This is a genomic window from Agromyces sp. Marseille-Q5079 (assembly GCF_051016555.1).
GTDB lineage: Bacteria > Actinomycetota > Actinomycetes > Actinomycetales > Microbacteriaceae > Agromyces.
In genome coordinates, this window is sequence record NZ_JBPEJF010000001.1 from 61,868 (window position 1) to 78,225 (window position 16,358).

The window sequence follows — 16,358 nt, forward strand, 5'->3', positions numbered from 1 at the left end:
GGGCTCCGACGTCCGCAGCCGCCTGCACGACGGCGCCGCCGCCCTCAGTACTCTTGGAGCGTGAGCGAGCGAGCGTCGTCGGCATCCGGAGCCCCCGGCAACCGACGGCGGCCGACGCGGCCCGACCTCGCCGCGGAGGAGGCCGTGGTCGCGGCATCCGTCGACGAGCCGGCCGCGCGCACTGCGCGTGAACGCCTCGACGAGTTGAGCGAGCCCCTGCGCGAACGGTTCGAGCAGCCCATCAACCGGGTCGCCTCGATCACGACCCGCACCATGGCGTTCCTCCCGGTGCGCGTCTGGCGGTACTTCCTGGTGCAGAACGGCTTCATCCTCTCCTCGGGCATGAGCTACCAGGCCCTCTTCGGCATCTTCGCGGCCGTCTACGTGGTCTTCGCCTTCTTCGGCATCTGGTTCACCAGCAACGAGGCCGCGATGGACGCCTTCGCGCGGCTGCTGAACACGTACGCGCCCGGCCTCATCGGAGACGAGGGCGCCATCATCACGACCGACGAGCTCGTGGCGATCACCTCGGCGAGCACCGGGGCCCTCGGCTGGACCGGTGCCATCGCGCTCATCGGCCTGATCTGGACCGCGATCGGATGGGTCACCTACACGCGCATCGGCGTGCGAAGCATCTTCGGGCTCCCGAAGGACTCGCGCTCGTACGTGCTCCTGAAGGCGCGAGACTTCGTCGCGGGCCTCTTGTTCGGCGCCGTGCTCATCGCCGCGTCGGTGTTCTCGGTGATCACCACCGGGTTCCTGGAGTGGCTGCTCGACCTCATGGGCATCGACCACGACGCCGGGACCTCGACGCTCGTGGTGCAGTTCGGCGCCGTCATCGTGGTGTTCGTCATCGACACGGTCGCCCTGGCCGTGCTGTTCCGATACCTCTCGGGCGCGGAGATGCCGTGGCGCCGCATGGTCATCGGCTCCGTGCTCGGCTCGGCCGCGCTCTCGGTGGTACAGCTGCTCGGCGGCGTGCTCCTCACGTTCGCGAGCAGCAATCCCCTGCTCGCGACGTTCGCGGTGTTCATCGGCCTCCTGTTCTGGTTCCGCATCACGAGCATCGTCATCCTCGTCGCGGCAAGCTGGATCGCAGTCGAGGCCGCCGACTCGAACGAGACGCTCCTCTCCCTCAGCCCCGCGCAGGTCGAGGCCGAGCGTCGTCGGCGCGAGGCCGATGCCGAGCTGACCGTCGCGCGCGTGCGGCTCCGAGAGGCGCAGGCGGATGCCGCGGAGGCGAACTGGTTCGCCGGGTTCGCCGCCCGGCGGCGCGTGTCCCGGGCCCAGCTCGAGCTCGACGAGGCCGAGGCGGCCGTCGCGCGCATCGCGACGGGTCGTGCGCGGACGACCGACGTCGGAGGGCTCGAATAGGATCGAGGGCATGCCTTCGACCTCTCGTCTCCGTGTCGCCAGCGTCAATGTGAACGGAGTGCGAGCCGCGTACCGTCGCGGCATGGGCGAGTGGCTCGCGGGCCGCGACGTCGACCTGCTCGCCCTCCAGGAGGTGCGTGCGTCGACCGAAGACCTGCAGGAGCTGCTCGGCGACGAGTGGGACATCCTGCACGACCCCGCCACCGCGAAGGGTCGCGCCGGCGTCGCCATCGCCAGCCGCCGTCGGGCGAGCATCCACCGGGTCGAACTCGGCGGGCCCGACTTCGACACCGCGGGTCGCTGGCTCGAGGCCGACTACGAGGTCGGCGGCCGCATCGTCACGCTCGTGAGCGCCTACGTGCACTCGGGCGAGGCCGACACCCCGAAGCAGGTCGAGAAGTTCAAGTTCCTCGACGCGATGCAGGCGCGGCTCCCCGAACTCGAGGCGCACTCCGAGCTCGCGCTCGTCGTCGGCGACCTCAACGTCGGGCACCGCACACTCGACATCCGCAACTGGAAGGGCAATGTCAAGCGCGCCGGGTTCCTCCCCGAGGAGCGCGCGTACTTCGACCGCTTCGTCGGCGCCGAGGGGTCCGACGATCACGGTCTCGGCTGGGTCGACGTCGGTCGTCGGTTCGCCGGTGAGGTCGACGGCCCCTACACCTGGTGGTCGTTCCGCGGCAAGGCGTTCGACAACGACACCGGCTGGCGCATCGACTACCAGTTGGCCACCCCGGCGCTCGCGGCACTCGTGACCGACTACTCGGTCGATCGCGCGGCGACCTATGACACGCGCTTCTCCGACCACTCCCCCGTGGTCGTCGACTACGCCATCTGAGCGGATGCCGCGCGCGAGCGCCGCTCGACTCCTCGATCTCACGACGAAAGAACCACGACCATGAACTCCGCCCGCCCCGTCATCTTCTCCGGCATGCAGCCCTCGGCCGACTCGCTGCACCTCGGCAACTACCTCGGCGCGCTCGTGAACTGGGTCGCCCTCCAGGACGAGAACGACCCGATCTACTGCGTGGTCGACCTGCACGCGATCACGGTCGCGCAGGACCCGAAGTCGCTGCGCGAGAATGTGCGCCGCACGGCCGCCCAGTACCTCGCCGCGGGCGTCGACCTCGAGCGCTCGACGCTGTTCGTGCAGTCGCACGTGCCCGCGCACGCCGAGCTCGCCTGGGTCCTCAGCACCATCACCGGCTTCGGCGAGGCGGGCCGCATGACGCAGTTCAAGGACAAGTCGGCGAAGCAGGGCACCGACGCGACCACCGTGGGCCTCTTCACCTATCCCGTGCTCATGGCGGCCGACATCCTGCTGTACGGCACCGACGCGGTGCCGGTCGGCGACGACCAGCGCCAGCACCTCGAACTCACGCGCGACCTCGCGGCGCGGTTCAACTCGCGGTACGGGCAGACGTTCACCGTGCCCGAGGCCCTGATCCCCAAGGCGTCGGCGCGCATCTACGACCTGCAGGACCCCGCGTCGAAGATGTCGAAGTCCGCGGCGAGCGAGTCCGGTCTCGTGAAGCTCCTCGACGACCCCAAGGTCACGCTGAAGAGGTTCAAGAGCGCCATGACCGACACCGGGCGCGACGTGCGCTACGACCGCGATGAGAAGCCGGGCATCTCGAACCTGCTCGACATCTACTCCGCCGTCACTGGCCGGCCGGTGACCGAGATCGAGGTCGAGTACGAGGGTCGTGGCTACGGCGACTTCAAGAAGGACCTCGGCGAGCTCGTGGTCGATCGCCTCACGCCGATCCGCACGCGCACGCTCGAGCTGATGGACGACCCCGCCGAGCTCGACCGGCTCCTCGCGATCGGGGCCGACAAGGCCGCGGCGCGAGCCGAGGTCACGCTCCGCAAGGTCTACGACCGCGTCGGATTCGTCCGCCGCGGCTAACCCGCGAGCAGGAGTCGATCACATGCAACCGGTCGTCATCCGGACCGCCCGCCTGCGACTCGACCTGCCGCTGCCGGGCGACGCCGACGCGGTCACGGCCTACTGCCAAGATCCGATCTTCGAGCGCTGGCTCACCACGCCGTGGCCGTACACTCGGGAGCACGCCGACGCATTCCTCGGAACGTATGTCCCGGCCGGCTGGGCGACGGCATCCGAGCTCACATGGGCCATCCGCGCCGTCGAGGGCGGCCCGCTCCTCGGCGTCGTGAGCGTGCGCGAGACGCAGCGCGAGATCGGGTTCTGGATGGGCGCCGAGCATCGCGGCGCGGGCCGCATGAGCGAGGCCGCGGCCGCGGTGTCCGAGTGGGTGCTGGGTGGCGGCATCCCCGAGTCCGCGACCGTGTTCTGGCGTGCCGTCGAGGGCAACATCGGCTCGGCGAAGGTCGCACGGGCCGCGGGATTCCGGCGCATCGAGCCCGAGCACGCGACCGTGCCGACCCGTGACGGCGAGGGTACGCTGCCCGCGTGGTACGCGGTCCGCGAGCGCGAGGCCGACCCGCGAGCCGAGGCCAGCTGGGACGGCATCCTCGGGGCGCGGTCGTGACCGGAGCCCACGCCCGTTCCGTCGTGCTCTTCGACCTCGACGACACGCTCATGGCGCACCGCGAAGCGGTCGCGCGCGGCATCCGACTGCACATGCGCGAGCGTGCATACGACGGCGACGTCGAGTCCGCCCAGCGGCTCTGGCACGACCTCGAGGAGGAGCACTACCACGCGTACCTCGACGGGCGGCTGAGCTTCGAGGGGCAGCGTCGGGCGCGCGCCCGCGACTTCGCCCGCGCGCACGGCGAGGATCTCGACGACCCCACGGCCGGCGCCTGGTTCGACCGGTACTTCGAGCGATACCGCGACGGCTGGACCCTGCACGACGACGCCCTGCCCGCGCTCGACGCGCTCGAGGCGTCGATGCCCGGGGTGCGCCTCGGCATCATCACGAACGGCGAGCCCGACTTCCAGCGCGCGAAGCTCGAGCGGCTCGGTATCCTCGGCCGCTTCGAGCACGTGGTCGCCTCGGGAGCGGTCGGCGTGACCAAGCCCGATCGGCGCATCTTCGACGCCGCCGTGCAGCACTTCGCGTCGCGCTCCGCCGTCACCCGGGTCGCGTACATCGGCGATCGCCTGCGCACCGACGCGCTCGGCGCCGCCGCCGCCGGCCTCGACGGGGTCTGGCTCGACCGCTGGTCGACGCCCCTCGAGCCCGTGGAGTCTGCGGCGATCCTCGAGGCGCGCGTCACGGTCATCACGGGCCTCGACGAGCTCCTGCCGCGGCTCGCCGCCCGGTGGGCCGACGCGGTCTGAGCAGACGAGGCACCCGCGGCGCATGAGCGCACGCCCCGCCCTCGCACGGCCGCGAACGCCGCCCGGACATGAGAATGGGTCGGTCGCACCCCCATGCGACCGACCCGCCGTCTCACTCTAACCGGAGGGAGGCCTTAATCCACGTCGGCGTCGACCCAATCGAGCGTCTTCGTGACGGCCTTCTTCCAGCTGCGATCGAGACGCGCGCGCTCGGCGTCGTCCATCGACGGCGTCCAACGGCGGTCCTCCTGCCAGTTCTTGGCCAGGTCGTCCAGTCCCGACCAGAACCCGACCGCGAGTCCGGCCGCGTACGCGGCGCCGAGCGCCGTCGTCTCAGCCACGACCGGCCGCACGACCGGCACGCCGAGGATGTCGGCCTGGAACTGCAGCAGCGTGTCGTTCGCGGTCGCGCCGCCGTCGACACGCAACTCGGTGAGGTCGATGCCGGCATCGGCGTTCACCGCCTCGACCACGTCGCGGGTCTGGAAGGCGATCGCCTCGAGTGCCGCGCGCGCGATGTGCCCCTTGTTCACGTAGCGCGTGAGGCCCACGAGCGCGCCGCGCGCGTCCGGCCGCCAGTACGGGGCGAACAGCCCCGAGAACGCCGGCACGAAGTACGCGCCGCCGTTGTCCTCCACGGTCTTCGCGAGCTCCTCGACCTCGGCGGCCGAGGAGATGAGCCCGAGGTTGTCGCGCAGCCACTGGATCAGCGACCCGGTGACCGCGATCGACCCCTCGAGCGCGTAGTGCACCGGCTGGTCGCCGAGCTTGTAGCCGACGGTGGTGAGCAGCCCGTTCTTCGAGTGGACGATCTCCTCGCCCGTGTTGAAGATCAGGAAGTTGCCGGTGCCGTAGGTGTTCTTCGCCTCGCCGGCTTCGAACGCGGCCTGGCCGAACGTGGCGGCCTGCTGGTCGCCGAGGATTCCGGCGATCGGCGTCTCGCGCAGCAGCGAGTGCTCATTGGCGATGCCGTAGACCTCGGAGGAGGACCGGATCTCGGGCAGCATCGAGCGCGGCACGTCGAACGCGGCGAGGATCTCGTCGTCCCACTGCAGCGTCTCGAGGTCCATGAACATGGTGCGGCTCGCGTTCGTGACGTCGGTCGCGTGCACGCCGCCGTCGACACCGCCGGTGAGGTTCCAGAGCACCCACGTGTCGGTCGTGCCGAACAGCAGGTCGCCCGCCTCGGCCTTCTCACGTGCCCCGGGCACGTTCTCGAGGATCCAGACGATCTTGGTGCCCGAGAAGTAGGTCGCGAGCGGGAGGCCGACCTTCGCCTTGAACCGCTCGACGCCGCCGTCGGCGGCGAGGCGGTCGACGATCGACTGCGTGCGGGTGTCCTGCCAGACGATCGCGTTGTAGACCGGCTCGCCGGTCGTGCGGTCCCAGACCACGGCGGTCTCGCGCTGGTTCGTGATGCCCACGGCGGCGATGTCGTGCCGGGTCAGCTTGGCCTTGCCGAGGGCCTGGCCGATCACCTCGCCCGTGTTGCGCCAGATCTCGGTCGCGTCGTGCTCGACCCAGCCCGCCTTGGGCAAGATCTGCTCGTGCTCGAGCTGCCCGGTCGAGACGATCGAGCCCGCCTTGTCGAAGATGATCGCGCGCGACGAGGTCGTGCCCTGGTCGATCGCGAGGATGTAGTCGCTCATCTGAGAACTCCGTTGCTGTCAGTGAATGGGGTTTGGGGCGGATGCCGCGGGTCAGCCGATGATCGGCAGGAGCGGGATGGCGGCGAAGCCGGCGAGCACGCCGCCGATGATCGGGCCGAGGACGGGCACCCAGGAGTAGGACCAGTCGCTGCCGCCCTTGTCCTTGATCGGCAGCAGGGCGTGGGCGATGCGCGGTGCGAGGTCGCGCGCCGGGTTGATCGCGTAGCCGGTCGGGCCGCCGAGCGAGGCGCCGATCGCGATCACGAGGAACGCGACGGGGATGGCGCCGAGTTCGGCCGGCGTGCCTCCGTTCGTGAAGGCGATGATGACGAAGACGAGCACGAACGTGCCGATGACCTCGGTGAGCAGGTTCCAGCCGTAGGAGCGGATGGCGGGGCCGGTCGAGAACACGCCGAGCTTCGTCGCGGCATCCGGCTCGGCGTCGAAGTGCTGCTTGTACGCGAGCCAGCAGAACACGGCGCCGATGAACGCGCCGATCATCTGGGCGGCGATGTACACGAGCACCGAGACGAGGTTCACCGGGACGCCCATGCCGAACTCCGTTGCGCCGTTGGCGACGAGCCCGAGGGTGACCGCCGGGTTCAGCTGCGCGCCCGAGGCGTAGGAGACGATGACGCCGGCGAACACCGCGAGGCCCCAGCCGATGTTGATCATGAGGGTTCCGCCGCCGAAGCCCTTCGTCTTGGCGAGGATGACGTTGGCGACCACGCCGCAGCCGAGGAGCACGAGCAGCGCCGTGCCGACGAGCTCCGAGAGGAACACGATTCCGAGATTGTCCACGTTGACCTTCCTTGTGTGGTGCGGGCCGAGCGACCCCGATGAAACGTATCCGCCGAAATGCCCGATGCCGGGCGTTTCGGCGTGCACATCCGTGCAGATTCACGCGTCAGGGACTCGAGTGCGCGGAGCGCGCGCCGCGACGCCGAGGGCGTCGGTCACGGCGCTCGCTCCGCCACCCGACTGGCGCTATGCGGTGAGTGCCGGCTGCTCGAGCACGACGCCGTGGCGCTCGGCGAGCAGGGACCGGGCGGCCTCGACCTCGGCGGCGCGATGCGCGGCGTCCCACCCGAGTTCGTCGCCCGCGAGGTCGGCCAGCTCGACGAGGAGCGGCGCCGTGAGCGTGCCCGTGAAGGCGATGCTCGTCCGCCGCAGCACGAGGTCGGCGAGGTGCACGACGCGCTCGTTGCGCACGAGCCAGGTGATCTCGCCGCGCGTGTAGCCGGAGTGGTGCTCGAGCGGGAGCTCGGTCTCGCCGTCGACCTCGGCGAGGTAGGCCTCCGCGCGGGTTCCGTAACGCTCGAGCAGGGCCTCGGCACGGGCGCGCCCGACCTCGTCGTCGTGCGACACGAGCCAGACCTGTCGTGCGTCGTCGGTGGTCGGGTAGCCCGCTCCGCCGCCGATCGCGAGGCCCTCGGTGGAGCGGATCCGCTCGCGTCCGAGGAGCCCGAGGGCCTCGTCGGCGAGGTGCTCGGCGAGGGCGCGGAAGGTGGTCCACTTGCCCCCGACGAGGCTCAGCAGGGTCGTGCCCGGGCGCTCTGCGACATCCGCCCGCTCGATGCGGTAGTCGCGGCTGACGAAGCCGGGCTGCGTGTCGTCGTGGCGCGGCAGCGGCCGCACGCCCGAGAACCGGTAGACGATCTGCGAGCGGTCGACGGCGATGGCTGGGAAAACGTGCGCGACGAGTTCGAAGAAGTAGTCGACCTCGGCCTCGGTGCAGATCGCGGGCTCGCGCATGTCGTGCTCGAGGTCGGTCGTACCGACCATGACGCGACCCTTCAGCGGGTAGATCAGGACGATGCGGCCGTCCTCGTGCTCGAAGAAGATCTCGCGTCCGCCGGTGGCCGCGAGCAGCTCGGGATGGTCGAGCACGATGTGCGAGCCCTTGGTGCCGCCCATGTACCGGGTGTCGCGGCCGAGGGCCGTGTTGGTCAGGTCGGTCCAGGGGCCGCTGGCGTTCACGACGACGTCGGCCGCGATCGAGAACTCCTCGCCGGTCAGGCCGTCGCGCACGCGCACGCCGTCGGCGCCCAGGCCCACCGCGCCGAGGTGGTTCGCCGCGCGGGCGTGCGGGCCCGCGGCGAGCCCGTCGAAGAGCACGTCGAGCGCGAGGCGCTCGGGGTCGTGCATGCTCGCGTCGTAGTAGGTCGCCGTGTACTTCACGTCGGGGTTCAGGGCGGGCAGTTCGGCGAGCGAGCGCTTGCGTCCGTGGAAGCGGTGCCGCGGCACCGAGCCGCCGTCGCGGGAGAACGCGTCGTAGATCGTGAGCCCCGTCTTGATGAGGGCCGCGCCGCGTTCGGTGGGCGTGCCGGCGCGGTGGGTGAGGAACCGCAGCGGAGCCGAGAGGATGCCGGAGAAGGTCGAGTAGATCGGCACGGTGGTCTCGAGGGGCTTGACGTAGTGCGGCGCGATGCGGATGAGCGCGTTGCGCTCGGTCACCGATTCCTTGACGAGGCGGAACTCGCCGTTCTCGAGGTACCGGATGCCGCCGTGGATCATGTGCGAGGACGCCGACGAGGCGCCCGACACGAAGTCGTCGCGCTCGACGAGCACGACGTCGACGCCCTGGAGCGCGAGGTCGCGGAACGTCGCGATGCCGTTGATGCCGCCGCCGACGATGACGACCTCCGCGGTCGGGCGGGCGCGCAGGGCGGCGACCTCGGCTCGGGTTCCGGGCGAGCCGATGCGGCCGTGGTCGGGGGTGTGCTGCGGGGTCGTCGGGTGCGATGACATCGCTGTCCTCTCGGAGTGTGCGTGGACGATCCCGCGGCTTGCGCCGGATGCGCCCGATGTGGATGAATACATCGTCGACTCGACCGCACGCTGTTGCAAGCCGCGTGCACAAACGTGCAAGGGTGGGAACATGAACGAACGGCACGCTCCGAACGCAGCCGAGGCGGCAGACACCGTCTCGGGCAAGACCCGGGAGGCGCTGCGCGCCGCCCACCTCTACTACATGCAGGACCTCACGATGGATGCCATCGCCGCCGAGCTGCACACCTCGCGATCCTCGGTCTCGCGCCTGTTGAGCCACGCCAGGGCCAGCGGACTCGTGGAGATCTCGATCCACTCCCCGCTCGACCTGCCGAGCCGCATCGAGCAGGAGATCCTCGCCCGGTTCGAGATCGTCGCGCATGTCGTCCCGGTGCCGGATCACGCGACCGACGTCGATCGGCTCGACCGCGTCGCGCTCTCGGCTGCACGGATTCTCGGTCGCTTCGTCGACTCGAACCAGACGATCGGCGTCGCCTGGGGCTCCACCATGAGCGCCATGAGCCGGCACCTCGTGCCCAAGTCGACGCACAACACGGAGATCGTGCAGCTGAACGGCGCGGGCAACGGGCGCACCACGGGCATCGTCTACGCGAGCGAGCTCCTGCGCCGATTCGGCGATGCGTTCGGCGCGCGCGTGCAGCAGTTCCCGGTGCCGGCCTTCTTCGACGACCCCGCGACCCGCCGCGCGTTCTGGAAGGAGCGCAGCACCCAGCGGCTGCTCGACCTGCAGGCGGGCATGGACGTGGCGCTCTTCGGCATCGGGTCGCCGTTCGCCGAGGTGCCGAGCCACGTCTACCAGGGCGGCTACCTCGATCGCGGCGACTACGAGGCGCTCAGCAGGGACGGCGCCGTGGGCGATGTCGCCACGGTCTTCTACCGCGCCGACGGCAGCACCGACGGCATCGCCCTGAACGAACGGGCCACCGGCCCCGACTTCGCGGTGCTCCGCCGCGCCCCTCGCCGGGTCTGCGTCGTCTCCGGCCGGGCGAAGCTGGCCAGCCTCGCGGGCGCCCTCGCCGCCGACCTCATCACCGACCTCATCGTCGACGAGGGCACCGCCCGGGCGCTCCTCGAACTGTGAGCGGCCGTCCCCGCATCACGGGAGATGACGGGGGAATACGGCGGCCACCGACGCGTTGAGTAGAATCGACACGACAAACGTGCTCCGGGGTCGGTGTAATTCCGAGCCGGCGGTGACAGTCCGCGAACTGCGGGCGTGAGGTCTCGACCTCGTGCCCCTGGTTGATCCGGTGGAATTCCGGAACCGACGGTGAAAGTCCGGATGGGAGGCGGCACGTGTCGGCCGTGCTGTGCACGGTCGACGAATTCGGCGCACGCCGACCATTCCCGGAGCCTGACGACAGGACGACGGATGACCACGGTCGGCGACACCGATCGCACAGCGGCCGAGACCGCGGCGATGCGCCGCGCGCTCGCGCTCGCGGCGAACGGCCCCGCCCGCGGGGTGAACCCCCGCGTCGGCTGCGTCATCCTCTCCCCCGCCGGCGACGTGCTCGCCGAGGGATGGCACCGCGGGGCGGGCACCGCGCACGCCGAGGTCGATGCCCTGAGCCGCCTCGCACCGGGCGCCGCATCCGGGGCCACCGCGATCGTGACCCTCGAGCCCTGCAACCACACCGGGCTCACCGGCCCGTGCGCCGAGGCGCTGCTCGACGCCGGCGTGGCCCGCGTCGTCTACGCCGTCGCGGACCCGGGCGAGCACTCCTCCGGCGGCGCCGATCGGCTCCGCGCGGGCGGCGTCGACGTGGTCGGCGGGCTCCTCGCGGGCGACGCCGAGGCGTTCCTCGGCGACTGGCTCTTCGCCGCGCGGCACCACCGCCCGTACGTCACCGTGAAGTGGGCGTCGAGCCTCGACGGCCGGGCCGCGGCGGCCGACGGCACGAGCCAGTGGATCACCGGGCCCGACGCGCGAGCCGACGTGCACCGGCGCCGTTCGGCCGGCGACGCGATCGCGGTCGGCACCGGCACCGTGCTCGCCGACGACCCCTCCCTCACCGCCCGCGGCCCCGAGGGCGACCTGCTCGACGCGCAGCCCGTGCCGGTCGTCTTCGGCCGCCGGCCCGTGCCCGCCGACGCGGCGCTCGCGCGGCATCCGCACGAGCTCGTCGCGCTCGAAGGCCGCGACCTCGCCGCCGACCTCCGCGAACTCGCGAGGCGCGGCATCCGCTCGCTCTTCGTCGAGGGCGGTCCGACGCTCGCGAGCGCGTTCATCGCGGCGGGCTTCGCCGACGAGGTGCTCGTCTACCTCGCGCCCGCCCTGCTCGGCGGCGACCGCCTCGCCCTCGGCGACCTCGGCGTCGCCACCATCGGCGACGCCCGCCGCTACGAATTCGCCGCCGTCGAGCGGCTCGGCGACGACGTACTGCTCGTCGCCCACCCGGTCTCGGGGCGTGCTCCGCACTCCTCGACCACGGCTCCTGAGAGGAACTGACATGTTCACCGGAATCATCGAAGAACTCGGCACGATCGAGCGCGTCGACCGCACGGCCGATGCCGCCCGCATCACGGTGCGCGGCCCGCACGCCGTCACGGGGGCGAAGCACGGCGACTCGATCTCGGTCTCGGGCGTGTGCCTCACGGTCGTCGACTTCGACGGCGAGCGGTTCACCGCCGACGTCATGGCGCAGACGCTCGCGATGTCGACGCTCGACGGCGTGCAGGAGGGTCGCCGCGTCAACCTCGAACGCGCCGCGCTCGTGGGCGATCGCCTCGGCGGGCACATCGTGCAGGGGCACATCGACGGCACGGCGACCGTGCTCGAGGTGCGCCCCGGCGAGGCCTGGCGCGTCATCCGCTTCTCCCTCGACGCCGCGCACGCGCCGCTCGTCGTCGACAAGGGCTCGATCGCCGTCGACGGCGTCTCGCTCACCGTGAGCGACCTCGGCGACGAGCCCGAGGGTTCGTGGTTCGAGGTCTCGCTCATCCCCGAGACGCTCACCGCGACGACCCTCGGCACGCTCGAGGTCGGCGACCGCGTGAACATCGAGACGGACATCCTCGCCCGGCACGTCGAGCGGATGCTGCGCCTCGACGCCCACCGGTCGCTGCCGTCGTCGCTCGCGGGATCCTCGCTCTCCTCGCCGGTGTCGGCGCCGATCGGAGGCGCCCGATGAGCCTCGCGACGATCCCCGAGGTGCTGGAGGCCCTCCGCGCGGGCAAGCCCGTGATCGTGGCCGACGACGAGGGGCGCGAGAACGAGGGCGACGCGATCATGGCCGCCGAGTTCGCGACGCGCGAGTGGATCGCGTGGATGGTGCGCCACACGAGCGGCTACCTGTGCGCGCCCATGCCGAACGACGTCGCCGACCGGCTCGAGCTGCCGCTCATGGTCGAGCGCAGCGAGGACCTGCGCGGCACGGCGTACACGATCTCGGTCGACGCCTCAGACCGCACGTCGACTGGCATCAGCGCCTCGGATCGCGCCCACACGCTGCGCGTGCTCGCCGACCCCGAGTCCACGCCCGACCGCCTGATCCGCCCGGGGCACGTCATCCCCCTGCGCGCCGTCGACGGCGGCGTGCGCGAACGCGGCGGCCACACCGAGGCCGCCGTCGACCTCATGCGCCTGGCCGGGCTCGCCCCGGTGGGCGTCATCGGCGAGATCGTGACCGACGACGGCGACATGATGCGCCTGCCGGGCCTCATCGAGTTCGGCACACGCGAAGGGCTGCCCGTCACGACGGTCGCCGCGCTCGTCGAATGGCTCCGCACCTGGCACGAGGGTCACGACCTCACCGACCGGCGGCTCGCCGACGACGTGCCCGAATCCTCCCGGGTGCTCTTCGAGGTCGAGACGACGCTGCCGACCGTGCACGGCGAGTTCCGGGTGCGCGCCTACCGCGACCGGGAGACGGGTGCCGACCACGTCGCGATCATCGCGGGCGATCCGGCGGCCGATGCCGAGGGCGCCATCGTGCGCGTGCACTCCGAGTGCCTGACCGGCGAGGCCTTCGGCTCGCTCAAGTGCGAGTGCGGGCCGCAGCTCGACGCGGCACTCGGCGAGATCCGCGAGCACGGCGGCGTCGTCATCTACCTGCGCGGGCACGAGGGCCGGGGCATCGGCCTCATCAACAAGCTACGCGCGTACCGCCTGCAGGAGGACGGCCTCGACACGCTCGACGCCAACGTCGCCCTCGGCCTGCCGGCCGACGCCCGCGACTACCGGGCGGCCAGCGCGATCCTCGCCGACCTCGGCGTCGACCACGTGCGGCTCCTCACGAACAACCCCGAGAAGGTGAGCCAACTCCAGGCCCACGGCATCAGGGTCGACGAGCGGCTGCCGCTCGTCGTCGGCGTGGGCGCGATCAACAGCGCCTACCTCGAGACCAAGCGTCGCCGCATGGGCCACGCGATCGACGACGCCCAGCTCGCGGATGCCGCGGCCGAGGCACTCCTGGAAGGACACGCATCATGAGCGGAGCAGGCTCCCCCACCCTCGACGTCGACGGCACCGGACTCCGGGTCGTCATCGTCGCCGGCAGTTGGCACGACGTCATCACCGACGCGCTCATCGCCGGCGCGACGCGCACGCTCGAGGCCTCCGGTGCCGAGTTCTCCCTCGTGCGCGTGCCCGGCAGCTTCGAGCTGCCCGTCGTCTCGAAGGCCGCCCTCGAGGCCGGGGCCGATGCGGTGGTCGCCCTCGGCGTGATCATCCGCGGCGGCACCCCGCACTTCGAGTACGTCTCGGCGGCCGCGACCGACGGGCTCACGCGTGTGGCGCTCGACACGGGCAAGCCCGTCGGGTTCGGCGTGCTGACCCTCGACGACGAGCAGCAGGGCATCGATCGGGCCGGGCTGCCCGGCTCGAAGGAGGACAAGGGCCGCGAGGCTGCCGAGGCCGCGATCGCGACGGCGCGCGCGCTGCGCGCGGTCGCTGCGGACGCTTAACGGCGAAGGAGCGCATCGAGCCCCGGTGCACGGGGTCTCGATGCGCTCCGAACCTCGACCGGCACGACCGGATCGAACGGCGGCGAGGGGCTACGGCTTCCAGACCATGAGCACCACGACGGCCACGAGCAGCAGCGCGACGATGCCGCTGCCGGCGGCGATCGCCGGGTAGCCGGCGTCGCGAGCCGTGACGCCGCTCGCGGCATCCGTCTCGTTCAGGGCCGCGGCGGCGCGCTTCATTGCGGGCACGACCACGAACAGGCTGAGCGCGAACGCGACGACGTAGAGGATGATCGACCAGAGGATCCACGGCGTCGCGACCGTGAGCTCGTACTCCTCGGGCGCGAGGCTCATCGCCCCGAAGCCGAAGACGAACACGAGCAGGGAGAGCCACGAGAACACGGTCGTCGACTTCGCGAGCACGGCGACCTGGGCGCCGTTGCCCGCGCGGATCGCGCGCATGGCCGTCATGGGCAGGATCGCCATCGGCCCGATGATGAAGACGGCCGTGGCGACGTGCAGAACGCTGATCAGGGTATCCATGTCGCCAGCCTAGCGACGGGGCTCCCGGCGAGGATGGACCCTTCGATGGGTCTGCGGCCGCCGTTCGTCGCACAGGTCGTGCCGCTCGACGCTTCGCCTCCCCGATGCGGGCCCGCGCCGCCCGGGCGAACGTAGGCTTGGTCGGTTGCCACAAGCGACGATTCCCTACAGCCTGCCCCGTTCCACGCCAGACCGACCGCCTCGTGGTGCAGTGTTCGATCACCACACTGGAGTCCTCGACAGCAATGTCAGCAACGTCCGCGGCCACGGCCGCATCCCCTTCACCGACCGCCCCCGTCAATCCGCGCAGCCGGGTCGTCCTCGCGAGCCTCATCGGCACGACGATCGAGTTCTACGACTTCTACGTCTACGCGACCGCAGCGGTCCTCGTCTTCCCCCACCTGTTCTTCCCGACCGGCGACCCGACCACGGCGCTGCTCGCCTCGTTCGCGGTGTTCGGCGCGGCCATGGTCGCCCGCCCGCTGGGCGCGGTGGTCTTCGGCCACCTCGGCGACAAGCACGGACGCAAGGCCACGCTCGTGGGCGCGCTGCTCACCATGGGCATCGCGACCTTCCTCATCGGCGTCCTGCCGACCTACGCCGTCGTCGGCTGGTTCGCCCCGCTCCTGCTCGTGATCCTGCGCATCGCGCAGGGCTTCGCCCTCGGCGGCGAGTGGTCGGGCGCCGCGCTCGTGGCCACCGAGAACGCCCCGAAGGGCAAGCGCGCCTGGTACGGCACGTTCCCGCAGCTCGGCGCACCCATCGGCTTCATCATCGCCAACGGCCTCTTCCTCGTCATCGCCGCGGTCCTGCCCTCCGACGACCCGTCGATGCCCTCGCAGGCGTTCCTCGACTGGGGCTGGCGCATCCCGTTCCTGTTCTCGGCCGTGATGGTGATCGTCGGACTCTGGGTGCGACTGCGCCTCGTCGAGTCGACGGCGTTCACGAAGGCGTCGGCTGAGGGCAAGCTGCGCAAGCTGCCGCTCGCGACGGTGTTCCGGAGCTACTGGAAGCAGCTCCTGCTCGGCACGTTCTTCATGCTCGCGACCTACGTGCTCTTCTACCTCATGACCACGTTCTCGCTGAGCTACGGCCGCGCCCCGGTCGAGGCGGCCGACGGCGCGCTGCCCGGCCTCGGCTACTCGTACAGCACGTTCGTGCTGATGCTCATCGGCGGCGTCCTGTTCTTCGGCGTCTTCACCCTGATCTCCGGCCCGATGGCCGATCGTTGGGGCCGGCGCCGCACGCTCATCTGGGTCACGCTCGGCATCATCGTGTTCGGCCTGCTGTGGGTTCCGCTGCTCGACGCCGGCTTCGCGGGCGTCATGGTCTGGCTCGTCGTCGGGTTCTCGCTCATGGGCCTCACCTTCGGCCCGATGGGCGCGCTGCTGCCCGAGCTGTTCCCGACGAACGTGCGCTACACCGGCTCCGGCATCTCGTACAACGTGTCGTCGATCCTGGGCGCGGCCGTCGCGCCGTTCATCGCGGTCGCGCTCTGGCAGGCCGGCGACGGCAGCCCGTTCTGGGTCGGCGTCTACCTCTCCGTCATGGCCGTGCTGACCCTCATCGCACTGCTGGTCTCGAAGGAGACGAAGGACGTCGACATCGACGCGTGAGCGCGGGCGGATGCCGCGGCATCCGTGATTCGAGGGGGCGGATGCTGCGGCATCCGCCCCCTCGTCTCGTCGTGCGCATCGTTCACACGAACGTCACGAACCGCCCTTCACGCCCGAATCTCCGCGACGTAACATGACGTAACAGGGCACCCGAGTCATCCGCCGCCGCCCGGTCGGCACTCGCGGGCCGGAAGAGCGAGTGTTTCG

15 protein-coding genes and 1 riboswitch are annotated in these 16,358 nt (G+C 71.0%); of the genes, 11 read left to right on the plus strand and 4 right to left on the minus strand.

The genetic code is table 11. From position 1 onward, the window contains the following. Positions 1–60 precede the first annotated feature (60 nt). The 5 genes from ACR3IO_RS00245 to ACR3IO_RS00265 are packed head-to-tail and all read left to right on the plus strand — an operon-like array spanning position 61 to position 4,642. Positions 61–1,374, plus strand: coding sequence for a YhjD/YihY/BrkB family envelope integrity protein (locus ACR3IO_RS00245; RefSeq protein WP_434069171.1), 1,314 nt, complete (start codon positions 61–63; stop codon positions 1,372–1,374). A gap of 10 nt (positions 1,375–1,384) precedes the next feature. After that, positions 1,385–2,212: an exodeoxyribonuclease III gene (locus tag ACR3IO_RS00250; RefSeq protein ID WP_434069172.1), complete on the plus strand. Its 828-nt coding sequence runs from the start codon at positions 1,385–1,387 to the stop codon at positions 2,210–2,212. Positions 2,213–2,272: 60 nt separating this feature from the next. Further along, the gene (gene trpS, locus ACR3IO_RS00255) at positions 2,273–3,283 is read left to right on the plus strand and encodes a tryptophan--tRNA ligase (RefSeq protein WP_434069173.1); all 1,011 of its coding nucleotides are present in this window, start codon (positions 2,273–2,275) and stop codon (positions 3,281–3,283) included. 22 nt (positions 3,284–3,305) lie between these two features. Continuing rightward, positions 3,306–3,887, plus strand: coding sequence for a GNAT family N-acetyltransferase (locus ACR3IO_RS00260; protein ID WP_434069174.1), 582 nt, complete (start codon positions 3,306–3,308; stop codon positions 3,885–3,887). Beyond that, on the plus strand, positions 3,884–4,642 hold the full coding sequence (locus ACR3IO_RS00265) for an HAD family hydrolase (protein WP_434069175.1): 759 nt from the start codon (positions 3,884–3,886) through the stop codon (positions 4,640–4,642). Before ACR3IO_RS00260 ends, ACR3IO_RS00265 begins: the two co-directional genes overlap by 4 nt. A gap of 134 nt (positions 4,643–4,776) precedes the next feature. Here the strand turns inward: ACR3IO_RS00265 and glpK are convergent, their stop codons facing one another. From glpK to ACR3IO_RS00280, 3 genes are all read right to left on the minus strand, one after another. Then, positions 4,777–6,291, minus strand: coding sequence for a glycerol kinase GlpK (gene glpK, locus ACR3IO_RS00270; RefSeq protein ID WP_434069176.1), 1,515 nt, complete (start codon positions 6,289–6,291; stop codon positions 4,777–4,779). Between the two features lie 51 nt (positions 6,292–6,342). After that, the gene (locus ACR3IO_RS00275) at positions 6,343–7,092 is read right to left on the minus strand and encodes an MIP/aquaporin family protein (protein ID WP_434069177.1); all 750 of its coding nucleotides are present in this window, start codon (positions 7,090–7,092) and stop codon (positions 6,343–6,345) included. Positions 7,093–7,278: 186 nt separating this feature from the next. Next, on the minus strand, positions 7,279–9,042 hold the full coding sequence (locus ACR3IO_RS00280; RefSeq protein WP_434069178.1) for an FAD-dependent oxidoreductase: 1,764 nt from the start codon (positions 9,040–9,042) through the stop codon (positions 7,279–7,281). A 130-nt stretch (positions 9,043–9,172) separates the two neighbouring features. Here ACR3IO_RS00280 and ACR3IO_RS00285 point away from each other — a divergent pair, with 130 nt between their 5' ends. From ACR3IO_RS00285 to ribH, 5 genes are all read left to right on the plus strand, one after another. After that, the gene (locus ACR3IO_RS00285) at positions 9,173–10,165 is read left to right on the plus strand and encodes a sugar-binding transcriptional regulator (protein ID WP_434069179.1); all 993 of its coding nucleotides are present in this window, start codon (positions 9,173–9,175) and stop codon (positions 10,163–10,165) included. A 75-nt stretch (positions 10,166–10,240) separates the two neighbouring features. Further along, a riboswitch (FMN riboswitch) is annotated at positions 10,241–10,384 on the plus strand. Positions 10,385–10,456: 72 nt separating this feature from the next. Beyond that, positions 10,457–11,536: a bifunctional diaminohydroxyphosphoribosylaminopyrimidine deaminase/5-amino-6-(5-phosphoribosylamino)uracil reductase RibD gene (gene ribD, locus ACR3IO_RS00290; protein WP_434069180.1), complete on the plus strand. Its 1,080-nt coding sequence runs from the start codon at positions 10,457–10,459 to the stop codon at positions 11,534–11,536. 1 nt (position 11,537) lies between these two features. Further along, positions 11,538–12,218: a riboflavin synthase gene (locus tag ACR3IO_RS00295; protein ID WP_434069181.1), complete on the plus strand. Its 681-nt coding sequence runs from the start codon at positions 11,538–11,540 to the stop codon at positions 12,216–12,218. After that, positions 12,215–13,519, plus strand: a complete 1,305-nt coding sequence (gene ribA / locus ACR3IO_RS00300; RefSeq protein WP_434069182.1) for a GTP cyclohydrolase II — start codon at positions 12,215–12,217, stop codon at positions 13,517–13,519. Before ACR3IO_RS00295 ends, ribA begins: the two co-directional genes overlap by 4 nt. After that, positions 13,516–13,992 (plus strand): 6,7-dimethyl-8-ribityllumazine synthase, encoded by a 477-nt coding sequence (gene ribH, locus ACR3IO_RS00305; RefSeq protein WP_434069183.1) that lies wholly within the window; start codon positions 13,516–13,518, stop codon positions 13,990–13,992. Before ribA ends, ribH begins: the two co-directional genes overlap by 4 nt. 90 nt (positions 13,993–14,082) lie before the next feature. On the opposite strand, the gene ACR3IO_RS00310 is transcribed toward ribH, so the two are convergent. Then, the gene (locus ACR3IO_RS00310) at positions 14,083–14,535 is read right to left on the minus strand and encodes a DUF2269 family protein (RefSeq protein ID WP_434069184.1); all 453 of its coding nucleotides are present in this window, start codon (positions 14,533–14,535) and stop codon (positions 14,083–14,085) included. 245 nt (positions 14,536–14,780) lie between these two features. Between ACR3IO_RS00310 and ACR3IO_RS00315 the strand changes: the two genes are divergently transcribed. Further along, a complete protein-coding gene (locus tag ACR3IO_RS00315; RefSeq protein ID WP_434069185.1) occupies positions 14,781–16,151 on the plus strand; it encodes an MFS transporter in 1,371 nt (456 codons plus the stop codon). Positions 16,152–16,358 lie beyond the last annotated feature (207 nt).

Excerpts from the sequence above, each read along its gene's own strand:
- trpS (WP_434069173.1), top strand. The coding sequence starts at position 2,273 with ATGAACTCCGCCCGCCCCGTCATCTTCTCCGGCATGCAGCCCTCGGCC.
- ACR3IO_RS00260 (WP_434069174.1), top strand. The coding sequence starts at position 3,306 with ATGCAACCGGTCGTCATCCGGACCGCCCGCCTGCGACTCGACCTGCCG.
- ACR3IO_RS00285 (WP_434069179.1), top strand. The coding sequence starts at position 9,173 with ATGAACGAACGGCACGCTCCGAACGCAGCCGAGGCGGCAGACACCGTC.
- ACR3IO_RS00310 (WP_434069184.1), bottom strand. The coding sequence starts at position 14,535 with ATGGATACCCTGATCAGCGTTCTGCACGTCGCCACGGCCGTCTTCATC.
- ribH (WP_434069183.1), top strand. The coding sequence starts at position 13,516 with ATGAGCGGAGCAGGCTCCCCCACCCTCGACGTCGACGGCACCGGACTC.
- ACR3IO_RS00250 (WP_434069172.1), top strand. The coding sequence starts at position 1,385 with ATGCCTTCGACCTCTCGTCTCCGTGTCGCCAGCGTCAATGTGAACGGA.
- glpK (WP_434069176.1), bottom strand. The coding sequence starts at position 6,291 with ATGAGCGACTACATCCTCGCGATCGACCAGGGCACGACCTCGTCGCGC.
- ACR3IO_RS00315 (WP_434069185.1), top strand. The coding sequence starts at position 14,781 with ATGTCAGCAACGTCCGCGGCCACGGCCGCATCCCCTTCACCGACCGCC.
- ACR3IO_RS00295 (WP_434069181.1), top strand. The coding sequence starts at position 11,538 with ATGTTCACCGGAATCATCGAAGAACTCGGCACGATCGAGCGCGTCGAC.
- ribD (WP_434069180.1), top strand. The coding sequence starts at position 10,457 with ATGACCACGGTCGGCGACACCGATCGCACAGCGGCCGAGACCGCGGCG.
- ACR3IO_RS00280 (WP_434069178.1), bottom strand. The coding sequence starts at position 9,042 with ATGTCATCGCACCCGACGACCCCGCAGCACACCCCCGACCACGGCCGC.
- ribA (WP_434069182.1), top strand. The coding sequence starts at position 12,215 with ATGAGCCTCGCGACGATCCCCGAGGTGCTGGAGGCCCTCCGCGCGGGC.